The following is a 16,042-nucleotide window of genomic DNA, read 5'->3' on the forward strand; positions in this document are numbered from 1 at the left end:
TTCCTCAGACCCGCTCGATGATGGTCGCGACGCCCATGCCGCCGCCGATGCACAGGGTGACCAGGGCGCGGCGCGCCTGACGACGCTCCAGCTCGTCGACGACGGTGCCGACCAGCATCGCGCCGGTGGCGCCCAGCGGGTGCCCCATCGCGATGGCGCCGCCGTTGACGTTGACCTTCTCCTCGTCGAGGTGCAGGTCCTTGATCCACTTGAGGACGACCGAGGCGAAGGCCTCGTTCAGCTCCCACAGGTCGATGTCGTCCGGGGTGAGGCCGGCGATCTTGAGGACCTTCTCGGTGGCCGGGGTCGGGCCGGTGAGCATGATCGTGGGCTCGGAGCCGACGGTCGCGGTCGCCACGATGCGGGCGCGCGGGGTCAGGCCGAAGTCCTTGCCGATCTGCTCGTTGCCGACCAGGACCAGCGCGGCGCCGTCGACGATGCCGGACGAGTTGCCGCCGGTGTGGACGTGGTCGATCTTCTCGACCGAGTGGTACTTCTGCAGCGCGACGGCGTCGAAGCCGCCCAGCTCGCCGATGCCGGCGAAGGCGGGCTTGAGCTTGCCGAGGCCCTCGATGGTGCTACCCGGGCGACGGTGCTCGTCGTGGTCGAGGATCGTGACACCGTTGATGTCCTTCACCGGGACGACGGACTTCGCGAAGTAGCCGCCGGACCAGGCCGCTTCGGCCTTCTCCTGCGAACGCACGGCCCACGCGTCGACGTCCTCGCGGGAGAAGCCCTCGATGGTCGCGATCAGGTCGGCGCCGGTGCCCTGCGGGACGATGTAGTTGTCGTAGGCGGTGGCGGGGTCCATGAACAGCGCGCCGCCGTCGGAGCCCATCGGCACCCGCGACATCGACTCGACACCACCGGCGATGATCAGCTGGTCCCAGCCGGAGCGCACCTTCTGCGCGGCGGTGTTGGTGGCTTCGAGGCCGGAGGCGCAGAAGCGGTTCAGCTGTACACCGGCTACCGACTCCGGAAGGCCCGCGTTCAAGGCGGCGGTGCGCGCGATCACGGCGCCCTGCTCGCCGACCGGGGACACGACGCCGAGGACGATGTCGTCGATCACGGCGGGGTCGAGGTTCGGGTGCCGGACCTTCAGCTCTTCGATGAGGCCGACCACGAGATCGACCGGCTTGGTGCCGTGGAGGGCACCGCCCTTGTTCTTGCCGCGAGGCGTACGGATCGCCTCGTAGATGTAGGCCTCGCTACTCACAGAAAACTCCTCCGCGTACGGCGCTGTATCAGGGTTGAACGTACCGGCCAGTAGCCATGCTAATGCCGATTAACATAAACCGCGATAACCCCATGGTGTCAATGGGTTGCGATGCACGCAACCGGCGCTATCGTGGGTTCACCTATGGATCACCCGACCGAGCGTTCACCGCGACCGCGCGACCGCAAGGCCCAGCTGGCCGGCCTCGCCGCGGAGCTCTTTCGCGCCCGCGGGTTCCACGGCGTCGGCATCAACGACATCGCCGCCGCGGCCGGGATCACCGGGCCCGCGCTGTACCGGCATTTCGCGGACAAGCAGGCCGTGCTGTCCTACGTCGTGCTGTCCGGCATCGACGACATGGAGGCGGCCACCACCGAGACGCTCGCCGACGGTCTCCCCGTTCCCGCCCAGGTCAACGCCCTGTTGGGCACCCTCGCCGCACAAGCGGTGGAGCGACGTGAGGTCGCCGCGCTGTGGCGCTGGGAGGGCAGGCATCTGCCCCGGGAGCAGCGGCGCGAGATCCGCCGCCGGTCCGGCGCGGTACTCGAAGCGTGGTCCAAGGCGCTGCGCGCGTTACGTCCGGAACTGACCGCCGACGACGCCGAGCTGCTGTGCTGGGCGGGGCTGAGCGTGTTCGGCAGTGTCTCCGTGCATCACACGTCCGTGGCGAAGAAACGCTTCGCGCAGATCCTGGTGCAGCTGGCGGAGTCGGTGCTGCATGTCACACTCCCCGAGCCCGAGGAGACGGCGGAGGAGACGCCGTCGATGGCGCTCGGCGAGCCGTCCCGCCGCGAGCAGATCCTCGCCGCGGCGACCGAGCTGTTCGGGCGACGCGGCTTTCGCTCGGTGAGCATGGAGGAGATCGGCGCGGCCGCCGGGATCGCCGGTCCCAGCGTGTACCGGCACTTCCCCAGCAAGGCCGCGCTGATGGTGGCGATCGGACATCGAGCGGCCGACCGGCTGGCGCTCGCCGCGGAACGCGCGCTGCGGACCGACGACGAACGCGACGCGCTCCGCAGGCTGGCGGCGTCCTATGTGCACACACTGCTGCGCACGCCCGAACTGCTGGTGTCCTTCTCCGGCAGCCCGATGGAGCTGCCCGAACGCGACAAGGCGGACCTGATCCGGGTCCAGCGTGACTACGTCGCGCGCTGGATCGCGCTGACGTCGGAAGTCCACCCGGAACTGAGCCTGCGCGAAGTGAAGATCACCGTGCACGCGGCGCTGACCATCGCGAACGACCTCGCGCGCACCCGGCGGGTCAACGGCCGCCCGAACATCGAGGCCGAGCTGACCGCGCTGACGCACGCCGTCCTGAAAGTCAGCTCTTAGCAAACTCAGGTGTCCCGCAAAGGCCGGCGGTGCACGATATGCGGCGTGCCCACGAAACGCGGCCTGCATCTGGTGACCCGGGACGAAGACCACAAGGTCACCACGCTGGAGCTCTTCTTCGACCTGGTCTTCGTCTACGCCATCACCCAGACCACACAGCTGATGGCCGATCACCTCAGCCCGCTCGGCATCGGACAGGGCGTGGCGATGATCGCCGTGCTCTGGTGGTGCTGGTGCGCCTACGCCTGGCTGGCGAACACCCTGCACGTCGACCGCGGTATCGCCCAGCTCGCGATGTTCGCCGCGATGGGGACGATGTTCCTGGTCTCGCTGACCATCCCGGAGGCGTTCACCGACCTGCCCGGCGGCCTGTACGCGCCGCTGATGTTCGTCGGCTGCTACTTCCTCGTGCGGCTGCTGCATCTCACCGCGTACTTCGGCGCCGCCCGGACCGATCCGGAGCTGCGCAAGGTGGTCCTGAGGATGTTCGTCGGGCTGCTGCCGAGCGTCGCGCTGCTGACCGTCGCGGCGTTCTTCTCGGGCTGGGTGCAGCTCGGCATCTGGGCGGTCGCGCTGCTCGCCGACTACGTCAACGTCTTCCGGACCCGCTCCTCGGACTGGCGGCTGCACCAGCCCGGCCATTTCGCCGAGCGATTCGGGCTGATCGTGATCATCGCGCTCGGCGAGTCGATCGTGGCGATCGGCATCGGGATCAGCTCGTACCCGATGTCCTGGCCGATCACGCTGGCCGCCGTCTTCGGGCTCACGCTCGCTTCGGCGATGTGGTGGATGTACTTCGCCGTCGTCGCGCACGTTTCCGAACACAACCTGAAACGCGCCGAAGGCGTGGAGCGGGTGCGGATCGGAACGGACACGTACACGTTCCTGCACCTTCCGCTCATCGCCGGGATCGTGCTCGTGGCGCTGGGACTGAAGAAGTCGCTGCTGTACGTGTCCGACACCGAGCACCACAGCCTTTCCGACGGTCTGCACGGGACGCCGATCTGGGCGCTGACCGGCGGGCTCGCGCTCTATCTGATCGCGTTGAGCGGGCTGCGGAAGCGGAACTTGGGCTCGTGGAACCCGCAACGGCTGGTGCTCGCGGTGGTCCTGCTGGCGGCGACGCCGTTGCTGGAACTGGTGCCGGCGATCGTGCTGGTCGGGGTCGTGGCGGTGGCCGCGGTCGCGCTGGTGCTGTTCGAGAGGCGCAAGCTCGTGAGTAATCCGGGACTCCTCCACCCCCGGAATCACTCATCGGCGTGACGTTCGCCTCCCCCGTGGTAGCGCATCCGCCCGAGGGGAGTTAACCTACTCACGAGTAGGTAAGCGAGGCAGGGAGACTCACCGTGGGTGCGCCTAGGAAACGAGACGCGATGGGCCTTGGCCTGTCCGCGCTCACCCGGCTGGCCGGGAGCAAGGTCATTGAACGGGCCGGACTTCGGAAGCCCGTGCAGAACCTGGTCAGTGCCGGGACGCGCAACGGCTTCCGGGTCGCGGGCGCGGCGGGACGGACCTTCAAATCCGCCAAGAAGCTCGGCAAGCCCGCGCGGCTCGCGCCTGCCGAGGACACGGGACTGTTCGACCTCACCCCGAGTGAGGATCAGCAGCTCATCGTCGAGACCGTGACGGAGTTCGCGGCCGAGCAGCTGCGGCCCGCCGCCGCCGACGCCGACGCGAAGCTCCAGGCCCCCGAGGGTCTGCTGAGCCGCGCCGCCGAGCTCGGCATCACGCTCGTCGGCATTCCCGAGGAGCTGGGCGGCGTCGGCACCGAGCGGTCGGTGGTCACGAACGCGCTGGTCGCCGAGGCCCTCGCGCACGGCGACCTGGGGCTCGCGGTCGCGGTGCTCGCGCCGTCCGCGGTCAGCAACGCGCTGGTGTCCTACGGCGACGAGCAGCAGCAGGCGGACTACCTGCCCGCGTTCGTCGGCGAGAACGTCCCGGCCGCGGCGCTCGCGCTGCAGGAGCGCACCGCGCTGTTCGACCCGTTCAAGCCCGCCACGAAGGCCCGCCGCACGCCGAAGGGCTACCAGCTCGACGGCGTGAAGTCGCTGGTCCCGCGGGCCGCGGACGCCGAACTGTTCATCGTGTCGGCCGATCTCGAAGGCCGTGGTCCGGCGCTGTTCCTCGTCGAGTCTTCGAACTCCGGTGTCACCATCGAGTCCGAACCGGCGATGGGCCTGCGCGGCGCGGCGACCGGGAAACTGCACCTGGAGAAGGTCGCCCTGCCCGCCGGAGCGCTGCTCGGCGGCGGCAAGGCCGAGGTCTTCACCGAGGTCGTCCGGCTCTCGCGCCTCGGCTGGGCCGCGCTGGCCGCCGGTACCGCGAAGGCTGTCCTCGATTACGTGGTGCCGTATGTCAACGAGCGCAAGGCGTTCGGCGAACCGGTGAGCCACCGCCAGGCCGTCGCGTTCTCGGTGGCCGACATCGCCATCGAACTGGAGGGGCTGCGGCTGGTGACGTTGCGCGCCGCTTCTCGCGCCGAACAGGGCAAGCCGTACGCCCGCGAGGTCGCGCTGGCCCGGAAACTGGCCGCCGACAAGGGAATGCAGATCGGCAGCGCCGGGGTGCAGCTGCTCGGCGGACACGGATTCGTCAAGGAACACCCGGTCGAGCGCTGGTACCGCGACCTCCGGGCCATCGGCGTCATGGAAGGCGCCGTCCTTCTCTAGGACTTTTCGAAAGGCAATCATGATCAACCTTGAGGTTCCGAAGAAGGCCGGCACCCTGATCAACCAGGCGTACCAGGCCGCGGCCGAGGTGTTCCGGCCGATCTCGCGCAAGTACGACCGCGCCGAGCACACCTACCCGGCCGAACTCGACATGTTCGCCGCGCTGCTGGACGGGCTGAACTCCTCCGGCGAGGGCGGCGCGGGCGCGGCGGGGGTCCGCCGGTCCGAGAAGAACGAGAAACCGGGCAACCGCAACGGTTCCAACCTCAACATCGTGCTCGGCACGATCGAGATGTGCTGGGGCGACGTCGGCTTGCTGCTGTCCATGCCGCGCCAAGGGCTCGGCAACGCCGCCATCGGCTCGGTCGCCACCGACGAGCAGCTCAAGAAGTTCTCCGGGCTGTGGGCCGCGATGGCGATCACCGAACCGGACTGCGGCTCGGACTCCGCCGCGATCACCGCGACCGCGCGCCTCGACGGCGACGAGTACGTGATCAACGGCGAGAAGATCTTCGTGACCGCGGGCGAGCGCGCCGACGCCGTCGTCGTCTGGGCCACCCTGGACAAGACGAAGGGCCGCGCGGCGATCAAGTCGTTCGTCGTCGAGAAGGGCACCCCCGGCTTCGAGGTGGTGCGCGTCGAGCACAAACTCGGCATCCGCGCCTCCGACACCGCCGTGCTGCGCTTCGAGAACGTGCGTGTGCCTAAGGAGAATCTCCTCGGCACGCCGGAGATCGACACCGCCAAGGGTTTCGCGGGGGTCATGCAGACCTTCGACAACACCCGCCCGCTGGTCGCCGCGATGGCCATCGGTGTCGCCCGCGCGGCGCTGGAGGAGACCCGGAAGATCCTCACCGACGCCGGGGTGACCATCGACTACGACAAGCCCGTCCACAGCCAGCACGCGGCGGCCGCGACGTTCCTGCAGCTGGAGGCGGACTACGAGTCGGCGTACCTGCTGACCATGGAGTCGGCGTGGATGGCCGACAACCGCAAGCCGAACTCGCTGCAGGCCTCGATGGCCAAGGCGAAGGCGGGCCGGTCGGTCGTCGAGATCACGCTGAAATGCGTCGAGCTGGCCGGAACCCTGGGCTACACCGAGGAATCGTTGCTGGAGAAGTGGAGCCGGGACGCGAAGATCCTGGACATCTTCGAAGGCACGCAACAGATCCAGCAGCTGATCGTGGCGCGCCGGATCCTGGGCAAGACGAGCGCGGAGCTCAAGTAAGGCGCGAGGCTCGTGGGTGGCAACCGTGGGTTGCGAAAGCCACTTTCGCAACGTTGAAGGTTGCGAAAGTGGCTTTCGCAACGTCGGCCGTGGCCGGGCGCGGGAACGCCGTGGCGATCATGTCGCGAAAGCCACTTTCGGGACATCAGACGTCGCGAAAGTGGCTTTCGCGACACACCGCCACAAACCGTGAGCCTGAGACCGGCAGCACCCGGAAGCCAGCAGGTAGCCAAGACACCCTTTGGTGGCAACCGTCCGCGCCGCCCACGAGCCCGTTTATTTCCACCATTTCGACAACACCTTCGTGGTGACCTGGCAGAGGTACTCTCGAACTTTCCTTTGCCCGCGAAGGCCGGAGTCGCGATGAGACCGCTTCCCCCTGCGGCACGCTGGTGTCTCATCGTCCTCGGTGTCACGGTCTGCTACTTCGCCACCGCCCAGATCGGGATCCAGTGGGCGATCGTGCGGGAACAGATCTCGCCGCTGTGGCCCGCCGCGGGGGTCGCGCTGGCGGTGCCGATGCTGCTGGGCCCGCGGTTCTGGCCGGGCATCTTCCTCGGCTCACTCCTGACGAACATCGCCCTCGGGCCTTCGCTGGGCACGGTTCTCCTGATCTCACTGGGCAACACGGCCGGCCCGATGCTGGCGTACGCGGTCATGCGGCGGCTGGGTTTCCGCAACGAGCTCGACCGGCTTCCCGACGCCGTCCTCCTGGTGGTGATCGGAGCGATCGGGGGCACGGCCGTAAGCGCCGCACTGGGCACCGGCGTGCTGGTCCTCGGCGAGGCGCTGAGCACCGGCGATTTCTGGGCGACCGCGCTCGTGTGGTGGACCGGCGACGCGATGGGTGTCCTGACGATCACGCCGCTCCTGCTTCTCGCACCGAGGTTCCGTTTGCCCAAACGGGTACCGCTCGTCCGCTGGGGTGAGGCGGCGGCGCTCGCGCTCTTCGGTCTCGGCACGGCCGCCCTCGCCTCCACGACGACGCCGAAGCTGTTCGTGGTCTTCCCCGTGCTCATCTGGGCGGCGCTGCGCTTCCGGCAAGCCGGAGCGCTGCTGTGTTCCTTGTGCGTCTGCACGGTCACGATCTTCGCCGCGATCCGAGGGCTCGGGCCCTACGGTTCCTACGAGCTGGCGACCAGGATGCTGCACGTCCAGGCCTACGACGCCACCGTCGGGCTCACCGCGCTGACGTTGTCCACGATCGTCCTGCAACGCGACCGCGCGACCGCCGAGATCACCGACGCCTGGCGCCAGATCACCGAAATGGTGGACATGATCGCGCCTCGCCAATCGTTACGCAGCGCCATCACCCAGCACAACGAGGACGAGGCTCAGGCGGCCTGTTCGTCGAGGAAACGGTCGAGGTAGCGCCACGTGGTCCCGCGGGCCTTCCGGCCGGTCAGGACGCCCAGGTGCCCGCCGGGCGCGGTCTCGAAGGTCACCGAAGGCGAGTTGTCCAGCAGTTCGGTGAGCCGTTCGACGGCGGCGCGCGGGGCGATCGTGTCGTTCTGCCCGGCGATGACCAGCGTCGGCACCTTCACCCCGGACAGCGCGATGATGCGGCCGTTGAGGTCGACCGTGCCCTCGGCGAGGTCGTTGGCGCGGAAGAACCGGTGGTAGATCTGGCCGAACGTCCGGCCGGGGTAGGCGATCATGTTGTCCATGAAGTGGTCGACGGCCTCGATCTGCGCCAGATAGTCCCGGTCGTCGAGATTCTTCAGGATGGCGAGGGGTTTGGTGATCTCCTTGCTGATCCCGGTCGCCCGGAAGACGCGGCTGACCAAATAGGACGGTGCGCCGCCGAGCGCCCGGTAGAACGGGGTCAGCAGGTGGCCGCCGGTGAGATCCACCAGCGGGCGGAACGGGGCGATCAGCGGGATCGCGGTGAAGTCGAACGGCGACGCGATGGTCGCGATCGACTCGATCGGCAGATCGGGCTGGTCGGCGGTGGTCAGCAGGGAGAAGATCCCGCCGAGGCACCAGGCGACGACGTGCACGCCCTGGCCGCCGGAGTCCTCGCTGACCTTGCGGATCGCCCGCGGGAGCACCTCCTCGATCCAGTGCTCGATACCGAGGCGCCGGTCGGAGAAGGCGACGTTCCCGTAGTCGACGAGGTAGGTGTTGCGGCCGCCCTCGACGAGGTGCTCGGCGAGGCTGCAGCCGCGGCGCAGGTCGAAGCACAGCGCGGGCGCGGCCAGCGGCGGCACCAGCAGCACCGGCGGGCCCTCCTGGGGTCCCTTGCCGTTGGTCAGCCGGTAGAGGGAACGATTCGGACCCTGGTCGATCAGGACGCGCGGCACCGGGCGAAGATCCGCGACACCACCGTGCAGCACCTTCCCGACGACGTTCGACGCGGCGGCGGCGAGCCGTGCCGGGGGTGTGGCCATGGTGTGCCTCCTGGGGAATCAACGCGGTAAGACGTAATCTTGCCGCTTGGGAGCGCACGACTCAACACCGCCGCCGTCACAGGCAGTCCATTTCGGACGGTCGCTAGGCCGTCCGAGTTAAGAATCGGTGCCCTTTTCCGCCGCCGGGGCACTCCGCGCCGCCCGCGATTCGTACTCCGCGCGGGCGGAGGAATGCGTTGCGGAGGACAGAATCTTGTCTCCACCGAGCGCACGGAGCAACCCTTCGCCGAGACGACGCGGAAGCAGTCGTGTGATCCTGCCCATGGCGTCCAACGATGCGGGAACGAAGACGTCGAACTTGGGGCGGCGCAACGCATCGACAATGGCCTGCGCCACATCTTCGGGTTGCACCGATTTGAAGAACTTCGCCTCGCCGAGCCCGCTGGCCAGTTCCGTGCGCACCACCGCCGGCATCACGCAGGAGACGAGCACGCCCGTCCCGTGCAATTCCAGATGCACCGATTCCGACAAACCGACGACGGCGTGTTTCGTCGCGCAGTAGGTCGCCGCGCCGGGGAATCCGGCCTTTCCCGCCATCGAGGCGATGTTGACGATGTGGCCGGTGCCACGCGGGCGCATCCGTTTCACGGCTTCCCTGGTGCCGTGGATGACCGCGTGCAGGTTGATCTCGAGCAGCCTGCGGGTCGCCGCGTCGTCCTCTTCTTCGAGCGGCGCGAGCGGCATGATGCCCGCGTTGTTGATCAGCACGTCGATCGGGCCGACGCGCCGCTCGACCTCGTCGAGGAATTCGGTGAAGCCCTTCGTGTCGGTGACGTCGAGCGGCAGCGCCTCGGCGCCCAGTTCCGCCGCGGTCTTCTCGGCGAGGACCTGGTCCAGGTCGCCGATGACCACCTTCGCGCCGAGCCGGGACAGCGCCGTCGCGGTACTGGCCCCGATACCCTGCGCCGCTCCGGTGATCACGACGACCTTGCCTGCCAGGGAACGTTCACGCTTGGCCATGCCGGTCTCCTCTGCGACTTCACTGTCCGGGGCACTGTTGGCGATGTGTCAACTATGGTGCACCCGAAGCCGCATGGACGCCAGTCCTACGGCCGCTGCTCGAACACCTGCCCGATCCAGCCCTTGACGTCGAAGCGTTCCGTCGGTTTGAAGCCCTGGCTCTCGTAGTAGCGCTGCAGGTCGCCGTCGCCACCGGCCCAGCAGTCCACCCGCACCAGCCCGATACCGCGTTCCCGCGCCTCGGCCAGCGCGAACCCGATGAGCCGCGAGCCGACCCGGTGCCCGGTGAACCGGCGCGAGGTCAGCAGCAGGCCGATGTAGATCTCCGGCTCGTCGACCGGCGAGACATGCGGGAACCGGTCACCGAGGATGATCGCCCCGGCCACCTCGCCGTCGATCTCGGCGAGGTACAGCCCCGGCCCGTCGGCCATCCCGCGCACCCGCTCGACCCGCTTCGGGATCGTGGACCACGGCTCGCTTCCCCACTGCCCTTCGCTGCCGCGCGAAGCGAGCCACGCGACGACCTCGTCGAACATGTCCAGCAACGTTTGGAAATCCCCAGAACCACCCTGGCGGATGATGAAGTCGCTCATCCTTCCGTTCTACAACATCGTGAGGACACGCGGACCTTCCGTGGTGATCGCGACGGTGTGCTCGACGTGCGCGGCCCTGGCGCCGCGGACGGTGCGCAGTGTCCAGCCGTCGTCGTCGGTCCGGTAGGCGTCGCGGCCGTCGGCGATGAGCATCGGCTCGATCGCCAGCACCAGCCCTGGCTGGAGACGCATGCCGCGCCCCGGCTTGCCCTCGTTCGGCAAATGCGGATCCTCGTGCATGCTGCGGCCGATCCCGTGGCCGCCGTGATGCGCGAGGAGGCCGTAGCCAGCTTCGCGGCCGACAGTGCCGACGGCGTGGGAGATGTCGCCCATCTTGCCGCCCACCTGCGCGGCGGCGATTCCCGCGGCCAGCGCGCGCTCGGTGGTCGCGATGAGTTCGAGGTCGGCGGGATCGGCCTCGCCGACGACGTAACTGATCGCCGCGTCACCGTGCCAGCCGTCGATGTAGGCGCCGGCGTCGATGCTGACCAGGTCACCGTCACGCAGGCGGTAGTCCGACGGGATGCCGTGGACCACGGCGTCGTTGACGCTCGCGCAGATCACGGCGGGGAACGGGGTCGGCGCGGAATGCGGGCGGTAATGGAGGAACGACGGCTTCGCGCCGGCGTCCCTGATCACCTGCGCGGCGATCTCGTCCAGCTCTTTCAGGCTCACGCCGATCGCCGACGCCTCTTTCGCCGCTTGCAACGTCTGCGCCACGACACGGCCGGACTCACGCATGGCGTCCAGCTCGGCGGCGGATTTCAACTCGACCATGCCGATAACTATACCGGTATAGTTATCGGCATGGTCAAGGGTGTCAGGCCACGCCGAGGTGCCGCGCGATCAGCATGCGCTGCACCTCCGAGGTTCCCTCCCCGATCTCCAGGATCTTCGCGTCGCGGTAGAAGCGGCTCACCGGGAACTCGTTCATGAAGCCGTACCCGCCGAAGATCTGCGTCGCGTCGCGCGAGTTGTCCATGGCGGCGTTCGACGCGACGAGCTTCGCGATCGACGCCTCCTTCTTGAACGGCTCACCGCGCAGCATCTTCGACGCCGCCGCGTAGTACGCGAGCCGCGCGGTGTGCGTGCGCACCTCCATGTCGGCGATCTTGAACTGGATCGCCTGGTACTCGCCGATCTTGTGCCCGAACGCCTCGCGTTCCTTGACGTACCGCAGGCATTCGTCGACACAGCCCTGTGCGAGCCCGACGCTCAGCGCGGCGATCGCGACCCGGCCTTCGTCCAAAATGGACAGGAACTGGGCGTAGCCGCGGCCGCGTTCGCCGACCAGGTTCTCGGCCGGGACACGGACGTCGTCGAACGAGAGCTCGTGCGTGTCCGAGCAGTTCCACCCGACCTTGGAGTACTTCGGCGCGACGGCGAAGCCCGGCGTGCCGGACGGGACGATGATCGCCGAGATCTCCTTGCGCCCGTTCTCCTTCACGTCGGTGACGGCGGTGACCGTGACCAGTTTCGTGATGTCGGTGCCGGAGTTGGTGATGAACGACTTGCTGCCGTTGATCACCCAGGTGTCGCCGTCCAGTTTCGCGCGCGTGCGGGTGGCGCCCGCGTCCGAGCCGCCGCCGGGTTCGGTGAGCCCGAAGGCGCCGAGCGCGGTGCCGGCGCACAGCTCCGGGAGCCACTTCTCCTTCTGTTCCTCGGTGCCGAACCGGTAGATCGGCATGGCACCCAGGGAAACACCCGCCTCGACGGTGATCGCGACCGAGGAATCGACGCGCGCCAATTCCTCCAGGGTCAGGCAGAGCGCGAAGTAGTCGCCGCCCATACCGCCGTACTCCTCGGGGAACGGCAGGCCGAACAGCCCCATCTCGGCCATCTTCGCGACGATCTCGTACGGGAATTCCTCCCGTTCGTAGAGGTCGCCGATGACCGGGGCGACCTCGGAGCGCGCGAACTCCTCGACCGTCTTGCGCAGCGCCTCGTACTCGTCATCCAGCCGAAAGTCGATCATCGCTCATCCTTTTGGGGTGTCACCACGGCTACCGTCTCGTCCAGCGCGACCTGTTGGCCGGCGCGGACGGGGAGTTCGCTGACCACGCCGTCGATCGGCGCGGTGATCGTGTGCTCCATCTTCATCGCCTCGACGACCACGAGCGGGGTCCCGGCGGTCACCACGTCACCGGCGGCGGCCTTGACCACGAGCACGGTCCCGGGCATCGGGCTGGTGACCGGTCCGGCGCCGCCCGCGGCACCGGCGGCCGAACGCAGCCGTTCGCGCTCGCCGATGGCGAAGCTGTGCCCGTCACGCGCGAGCCACACCGTGCGCCCGCTCCCGGCCGAGTGCCGGTAGCGGTGGAAACCGGTGGGATGCCGGACTTCCAGCAGATCGCCGAGGCGTCGCGCGGAAACCCTCACCGGCTCGGCGCCGTCCACACTGACGAGCGCGTTCGCCGGAGTGCCCTGCACGCGCACCACGGCTTCGGAGCTGCCCGACTTCAACGCGAAGTCGATCCCGCCCGAACCACCGAGCCGCCAGCCGTCCGGAACGTCCCACGGATCGACGACGTCTCCCTGCGGCTGCAGCGAAAGCAGCCGGTCGAGCGCCGCCGCCACGAAGAACTCCGGCGGAACCTCCTCGGAGACCAAAGTGGACAGTCGACGGTCGACGAGGCCGGTGTCGAGCTTGCCGTCACGGACGTCGCCGTCGGCCAGAAGTCCGCGCAGGAAGGCGACGTTGGTGCCGAGGCCGAGCAGCGCGGTGTCCGCCAGCGCCAGATCGAGCCGGTGCAACGCGGCCGCGCGGTCCGGGCCCCAGGCGATGACCTTGGCCAGCATCGGGTCGTAGTTCGAGCCGATGACCGCGCCCTCGCTCATCCACGAGTCGACGCGCACGCCCTCGCCGGACGGCTCGTGGACCGCGAGCACGGTGCCGCCCGTCGGGATGAAACCGCGGGCGGGATCTTCGGCGTAGACACGGGCTTCGACGGCGTGGCCGTCCAGCCGGACGTCGTCCTGCGCCACGGTGAGCACGTCGCCGGCGGCGATCTTGACCTGCCACTCCACGAGATCGAGCCCGGTCACCAATTCGGTCACCGGATGCTCGACCTGCAGCCGGGTGTTCATCTCCATGAAGAAGAACTCGTCGGGCGCGGTGGCCGAAACGATGAACTCGACCGTCCCGGCGCCGACGTACCCGACCGAACGCGCGGCCTCGACGGCGGACGCGCCCATCTTCGCGCGCGTGGCTTCGTCGAGGAGCACGGACGGTGCCTCTTCGATGATCTTCTGGTGCCGCCGCTGCAGGCTGCACTCACGTTCGCCGAGATGGATCACGTTGCCGTGCGTGTCGGCGAGCACCTGGATCTCGATATGGCGCGGCGTGGTGACGAACCGCTCCATGAGCAGGGTGTCGTCCCCGAAGGAACCCTTGGCCTCGCGGCGAGCGGACTCGACGGCGGCGTCCAATTCGGACAGTTCGTTGACCAGCCGCATCCCCTTGCCGCCACCACCGGCGGACGGCTTGAGCAGCAGCGGGAAGCCGACCTTCTCGGCGGCGGCCGCGAAACCACCCTCGGGAATGTCCACATCGGACGCGCCGGGCACGACCGGGACCCCGGCCTTGGAGACCGTGGCCTTGGCGCGGATCTTGTCGCCCATCGCGTCGATGGCCGCGACCGGCGGACCGATGAAGACCAGACCCGCCTCGGCGCACGCGCGGGCGAATTCCGCGTTCTCCGCGAGGAAGCCGTAGCCGGGGTGGACCGCCTGCGCGCCGGTGTCGAGCGCCGCCTGGACGATCGCGGGAATGGACAGATAGCTCTTCGCCGCTTCGGCCGGGCCGATGCGGACAGCCGTATGCGCCTCCCGGACGTGCCGGGCGTCGGCGTCCGCGTCGCTGTACACCGCGACCGAACGGATGCCGAGCCCCTGCAGCGAGCGGATCACGCGGACCGCGATCTCCCCGCGGTTGGCGACCAGAACCGTGTCGAACATGCTCACATCCTGAAGACGCCGTAGTTGACATCGGACAAAGGCGCGTTGGCCGCCGCGGACAGCGCGAGGCCGAGCACCGTGCGGGTGTCCGCCGGGTCGATCACGCCGTCGTCCCAGAGCCGCGCCGTCGAGTAGTACGGGCTCCCCTGCGCCTCGTACTGGTCGCGGATCGGGTCCTTGAAGGCCTCTTCGTCCTCGGTGGACCATTCGCCGCCGCGTGCCTCGATGGCGTCGCGGCGCACGGTGGACAGCACCGATGCCGCCTGTTCGCCACCCATCACCGAGATCCGCGCGTTCGGCCACATCCACAGGAACCGCGGCGAGTAGGCGCGGCCGCACATCGAATAGTTGCCGGCGCCGAACGAGCCGCCAATGACGACGGTCAGCTTCGGCACCCGCGCGCAGGCCACCGCGGTGACCATCTTCGCGCCGTGCTTGGCGATACCGCCCGCCTCGTAGGCGCGGCCGACCATGAAACCGGTGATGTTCTGCAGGAACAGCAGCGGGATCGAGCGTTTGTCGCACAGCTCGATGAAATGCGCGCCCTTCATCGCGGACTCGGCGAACAGCACGCCGTTGTTCGCGATGATGCCGACGGGGTGGCCGTGGATCCGGGCGAACCCGGTGACCAGCGTCGAGCCGTACTCCTTCTTGAACTCGCCGAACCGGCTGCCGTCGACGATCCGCGCGATGACCTCGCGGACGTCGTAGGGCACGCGCGGGTCGGTCGGGACGACGCCGTACAGCTCGTTCGGGTCGGCGACCGGGGCCTCCGTCGGGAGGACGTCCCACGGGCGCGGCGTACGCGGACCCAAGGTCGACACGATCGAGCGAACGATGCGCAAGGCGTCGGCGTCGTCTTCGGCCAGGTGGTCGGTGACGCCGGACTGGCGCGAGTGGACGTCGCCGCCGCCGAGTTCCTCGGCCGTGACGACCTCGCCCGTCGCGGCCTTCACCAGCGGCGGGCCGCCGAGGAAGATGGTGCCCTGGTTCCGCACGATGACCGCTTCGTCGCTCATCGCCGGGACGTACGCGCCGCCCGCCGTGCAGGAGCCGAGCACCGCGGCGATCTGCGGGATGCCCCGCGCGGACATCGTGGCCTGGTTGTAGAAGATCCGGCCGAAATGCTCACGATCCGGGAAGACCTCGTCCTGCCTCGGCAGGAACGCGCCGCCGGAGTCCACCAGGTAGATGCACGGCAGGTTGTTGTGCAGCGCGACCTCTTGCGCGCGCAGGTGCTTCTTGACCGTCATCGGGTAGTACGTGCCGCCCTTGACCGTCGCGTCGTTCGCGACGATCACGCATTCGCGACCCGAGACCCGCCCGATCCCGGTGATGATCCCGGCCGAAGGCGCCTCGTCGTCGTACAGTCCGGTGGCGGCCAGCGGGGACAGCTCCAGGAACGGCGAACCCGGGTCGAGGAGGGTGTCGACCCGGTCGCGTGGCAGGAGTTTGCCCCGCTCGACGTGGCGGGTGCGGGATTTCTCCGGGCCCCCGAGCCGGGCGGCGGCGAGCCGCTTGCGCAGGTCTTCGACCAGCTCGGCGTGGGAGGTGACGCTGCGGGCGTACTCGTCGCTGCCCGGATCGGCCGAAGTGCTCAGTACGGGTGTGTCCATGGCTCCTCGTCGCCAAGTTAGCCGTCGTTAACTCGCGTGCACAGGTTAACGCCCACTAAC

At 68.7% G+C, this 16,042-nt stretch carries 13 protein-coding genes; 5 read left to right on the top strand and 8 right to left on the bottom strand.

What is annotated here, in order from left to right; all coding sequences use genetic code 11:
- Nucleotides 1–4 precede the first annotated feature (4 nt).
- Nucleotides 5–1,216, bottom strand: a complete 1,212-nt coding sequence (locus tag AB8M46_RS04590) for an acetyl-CoA C-acetyltransferase (protein ID WP_016337012.1) — start codon at nucleotides 1,214–1,216, stop codon at nucleotides 5–7.
- A gap of 144 nt (nucleotides 1,217–1,360) precedes the next feature.
- Between AB8M46_RS04590 and AB8M46_RS04595 the strand changes: the two genes are divergently transcribed.
- The 5 genes from AB8M46_RS04595 (at nucleotide 1,361) to AB8M46_RS04615 (ending at nucleotide 7,816) form a co-directional block, all read left to right on the top strand.
- Entirely contained in the window at nucleotides 1,361–2,548 is a 1,188-nt protein-coding gene (locus AB8M46_RS04595) for a TetR/AcrR family transcriptional regulator (RefSeq protein ID WP_394359633.1), read from the top strand.
- A gap of 45 nt (nucleotides 2,549–2,593) precedes the next feature.
- Nucleotides 2,594–3,811 (top strand): low temperature requirement protein A, encoded by a 1,218-nt coding sequence (locus AB8M46_RS04600; RefSeq protein WP_394359634.1) that lies wholly within the window; start codon nucleotides 2,594–2,596, stop codon nucleotides 3,809–3,811.
- Nucleotides 3,812–3,921: 110 nt separating this feature from the next.
- Complete coding sequence (locus tag AB8M46_RS04605; RefSeq protein ID WP_394359635.1) at nucleotides 3,922–5,217, top strand: acyl-CoA dehydrogenase family protein; 1,296 nt, start codon at nucleotides 3,922–3,924, stop codon at nucleotides 5,215–5,217.
- Nucleotides 5,218–5,236: 19 nt separating this feature from the next.
- The gene (locus AB8M46_RS04610) at nucleotides 5,237–6,445 is read left to right on the top strand and encodes an acyl-CoA dehydrogenase family protein (protein WP_016337016.1); all 1,209 of its coding nucleotides are present in this window, start codon (nucleotides 5,237–5,239) and stop codon (nucleotides 6,443–6,445) included.
- Nucleotides 6,446–6,808: 363 nt separating this feature from the next.
- Entirely contained in the window at nucleotides 6,809–7,816 is a 1,008-nt protein-coding gene (locus AB8M46_RS04615; RefSeq protein ID WP_037342482.1) for an MASE1 domain-containing protein, read from the top strand.
- Here the strand turns inward: AB8M46_RS04615 and AB8M46_RS04620 are convergent.
- From AB8M46_RS04620 to AB8M46_RS04650, 7 genes are all read right to left on the bottom strand, one after another.
- Nucleotides 7,780–8,835, bottom strand: a complete 1,056-nt coding sequence (locus AB8M46_RS04620) for an alpha/beta fold hydrolase (protein WP_125734315.1) — start codon at nucleotides 8,833–8,835, stop codon at nucleotides 7,780–7,782. The two genes, AB8M46_RS04615 and AB8M46_RS04620, sit on opposite strands and share 37 nt — an antisense overlap.
- 117 nt (nucleotides 8,836–8,952) lie before the next feature.
- Nucleotides 8,953–9,816 carry an SDR family oxidoreductase gene (locus tag AB8M46_RS04625; protein WP_394359636.1) on the bottom strand — a complete coding sequence of 288 codons (864 nt, stop codon included), beginning with the start codon at nucleotides 9,814–9,816 and terminating at the stop codon, nucleotides 8,953–8,955.
- A gap of 86 nt (nucleotides 9,817–9,902) precedes the next feature.
- Nucleotides 9,903–10,409 (bottom strand): GNAT family N-acetyltransferase, encoded by a 507-nt coding sequence (locus tag AB8M46_RS04630; protein ID WP_394359637.1) that lies wholly within the window; start codon nucleotides 10,407–10,409, stop codon nucleotides 9,903–9,905.
- A 9-nt stretch (nucleotides 10,410–10,418) separates the two neighbouring features.
- Nucleotides 10,419–11,186: a type I methionyl aminopeptidase gene (map, locus tag AB8M46_RS04635; RefSeq protein ID WP_125734313.1), complete on the bottom strand. Its 768-nt coding sequence runs from the start codon at nucleotides 11,184–11,186 to the stop codon at nucleotides 10,419–10,421.
- Between the two features lie 43 nt (nucleotides 11,187–11,229).
- Nucleotides 11,230–12,384: an acyl-CoA dehydrogenase family protein gene (locus tag AB8M46_RS04640; protein WP_037306689.1), complete on the bottom strand. Its 1,155-nt coding sequence runs from the start codon at nucleotides 12,382–12,384 to the stop codon at nucleotides 11,230–11,232.
- The gene (locus AB8M46_RS04645) at nucleotides 12,381–14,366 is read right to left on the bottom strand and encodes a biotin carboxylase N-terminal domain-containing protein (RefSeq protein ID WP_037341150.1); all 1,986 of its coding nucleotides are present in this window, start codon (nucleotides 14,364–14,366) and stop codon (nucleotides 12,381–12,383) included. Before AB8M46_RS04645 ends, AB8M46_RS04640 begins: the two co-directional genes overlap by 4 nt.
- Nucleotides 14,367–14,368: 2 nt before the next feature.
- A complete protein-coding gene (locus tag AB8M46_RS04650; RefSeq protein WP_394359638.1) occupies nucleotides 14,369–15,982 on the bottom strand; it encodes a carboxyl transferase domain-containing protein in 1,614 nt (537 codons plus the stop codon).
- Between the last annotated feature and the right edge of the window lie 60 nt (nucleotides 15,983–16,042).

Origin of the sequence: Amycolatopsis sp. SB7-3, from assembly GCF_041021335.1 — a bacterium.
GTDB classification, from domain to species: Bacteria; Actinomycetota; Actinomycetes; order Mycobacteriales; family Pseudonocardiaceae; genus Amycolatopsis; species Amycolatopsis japonica.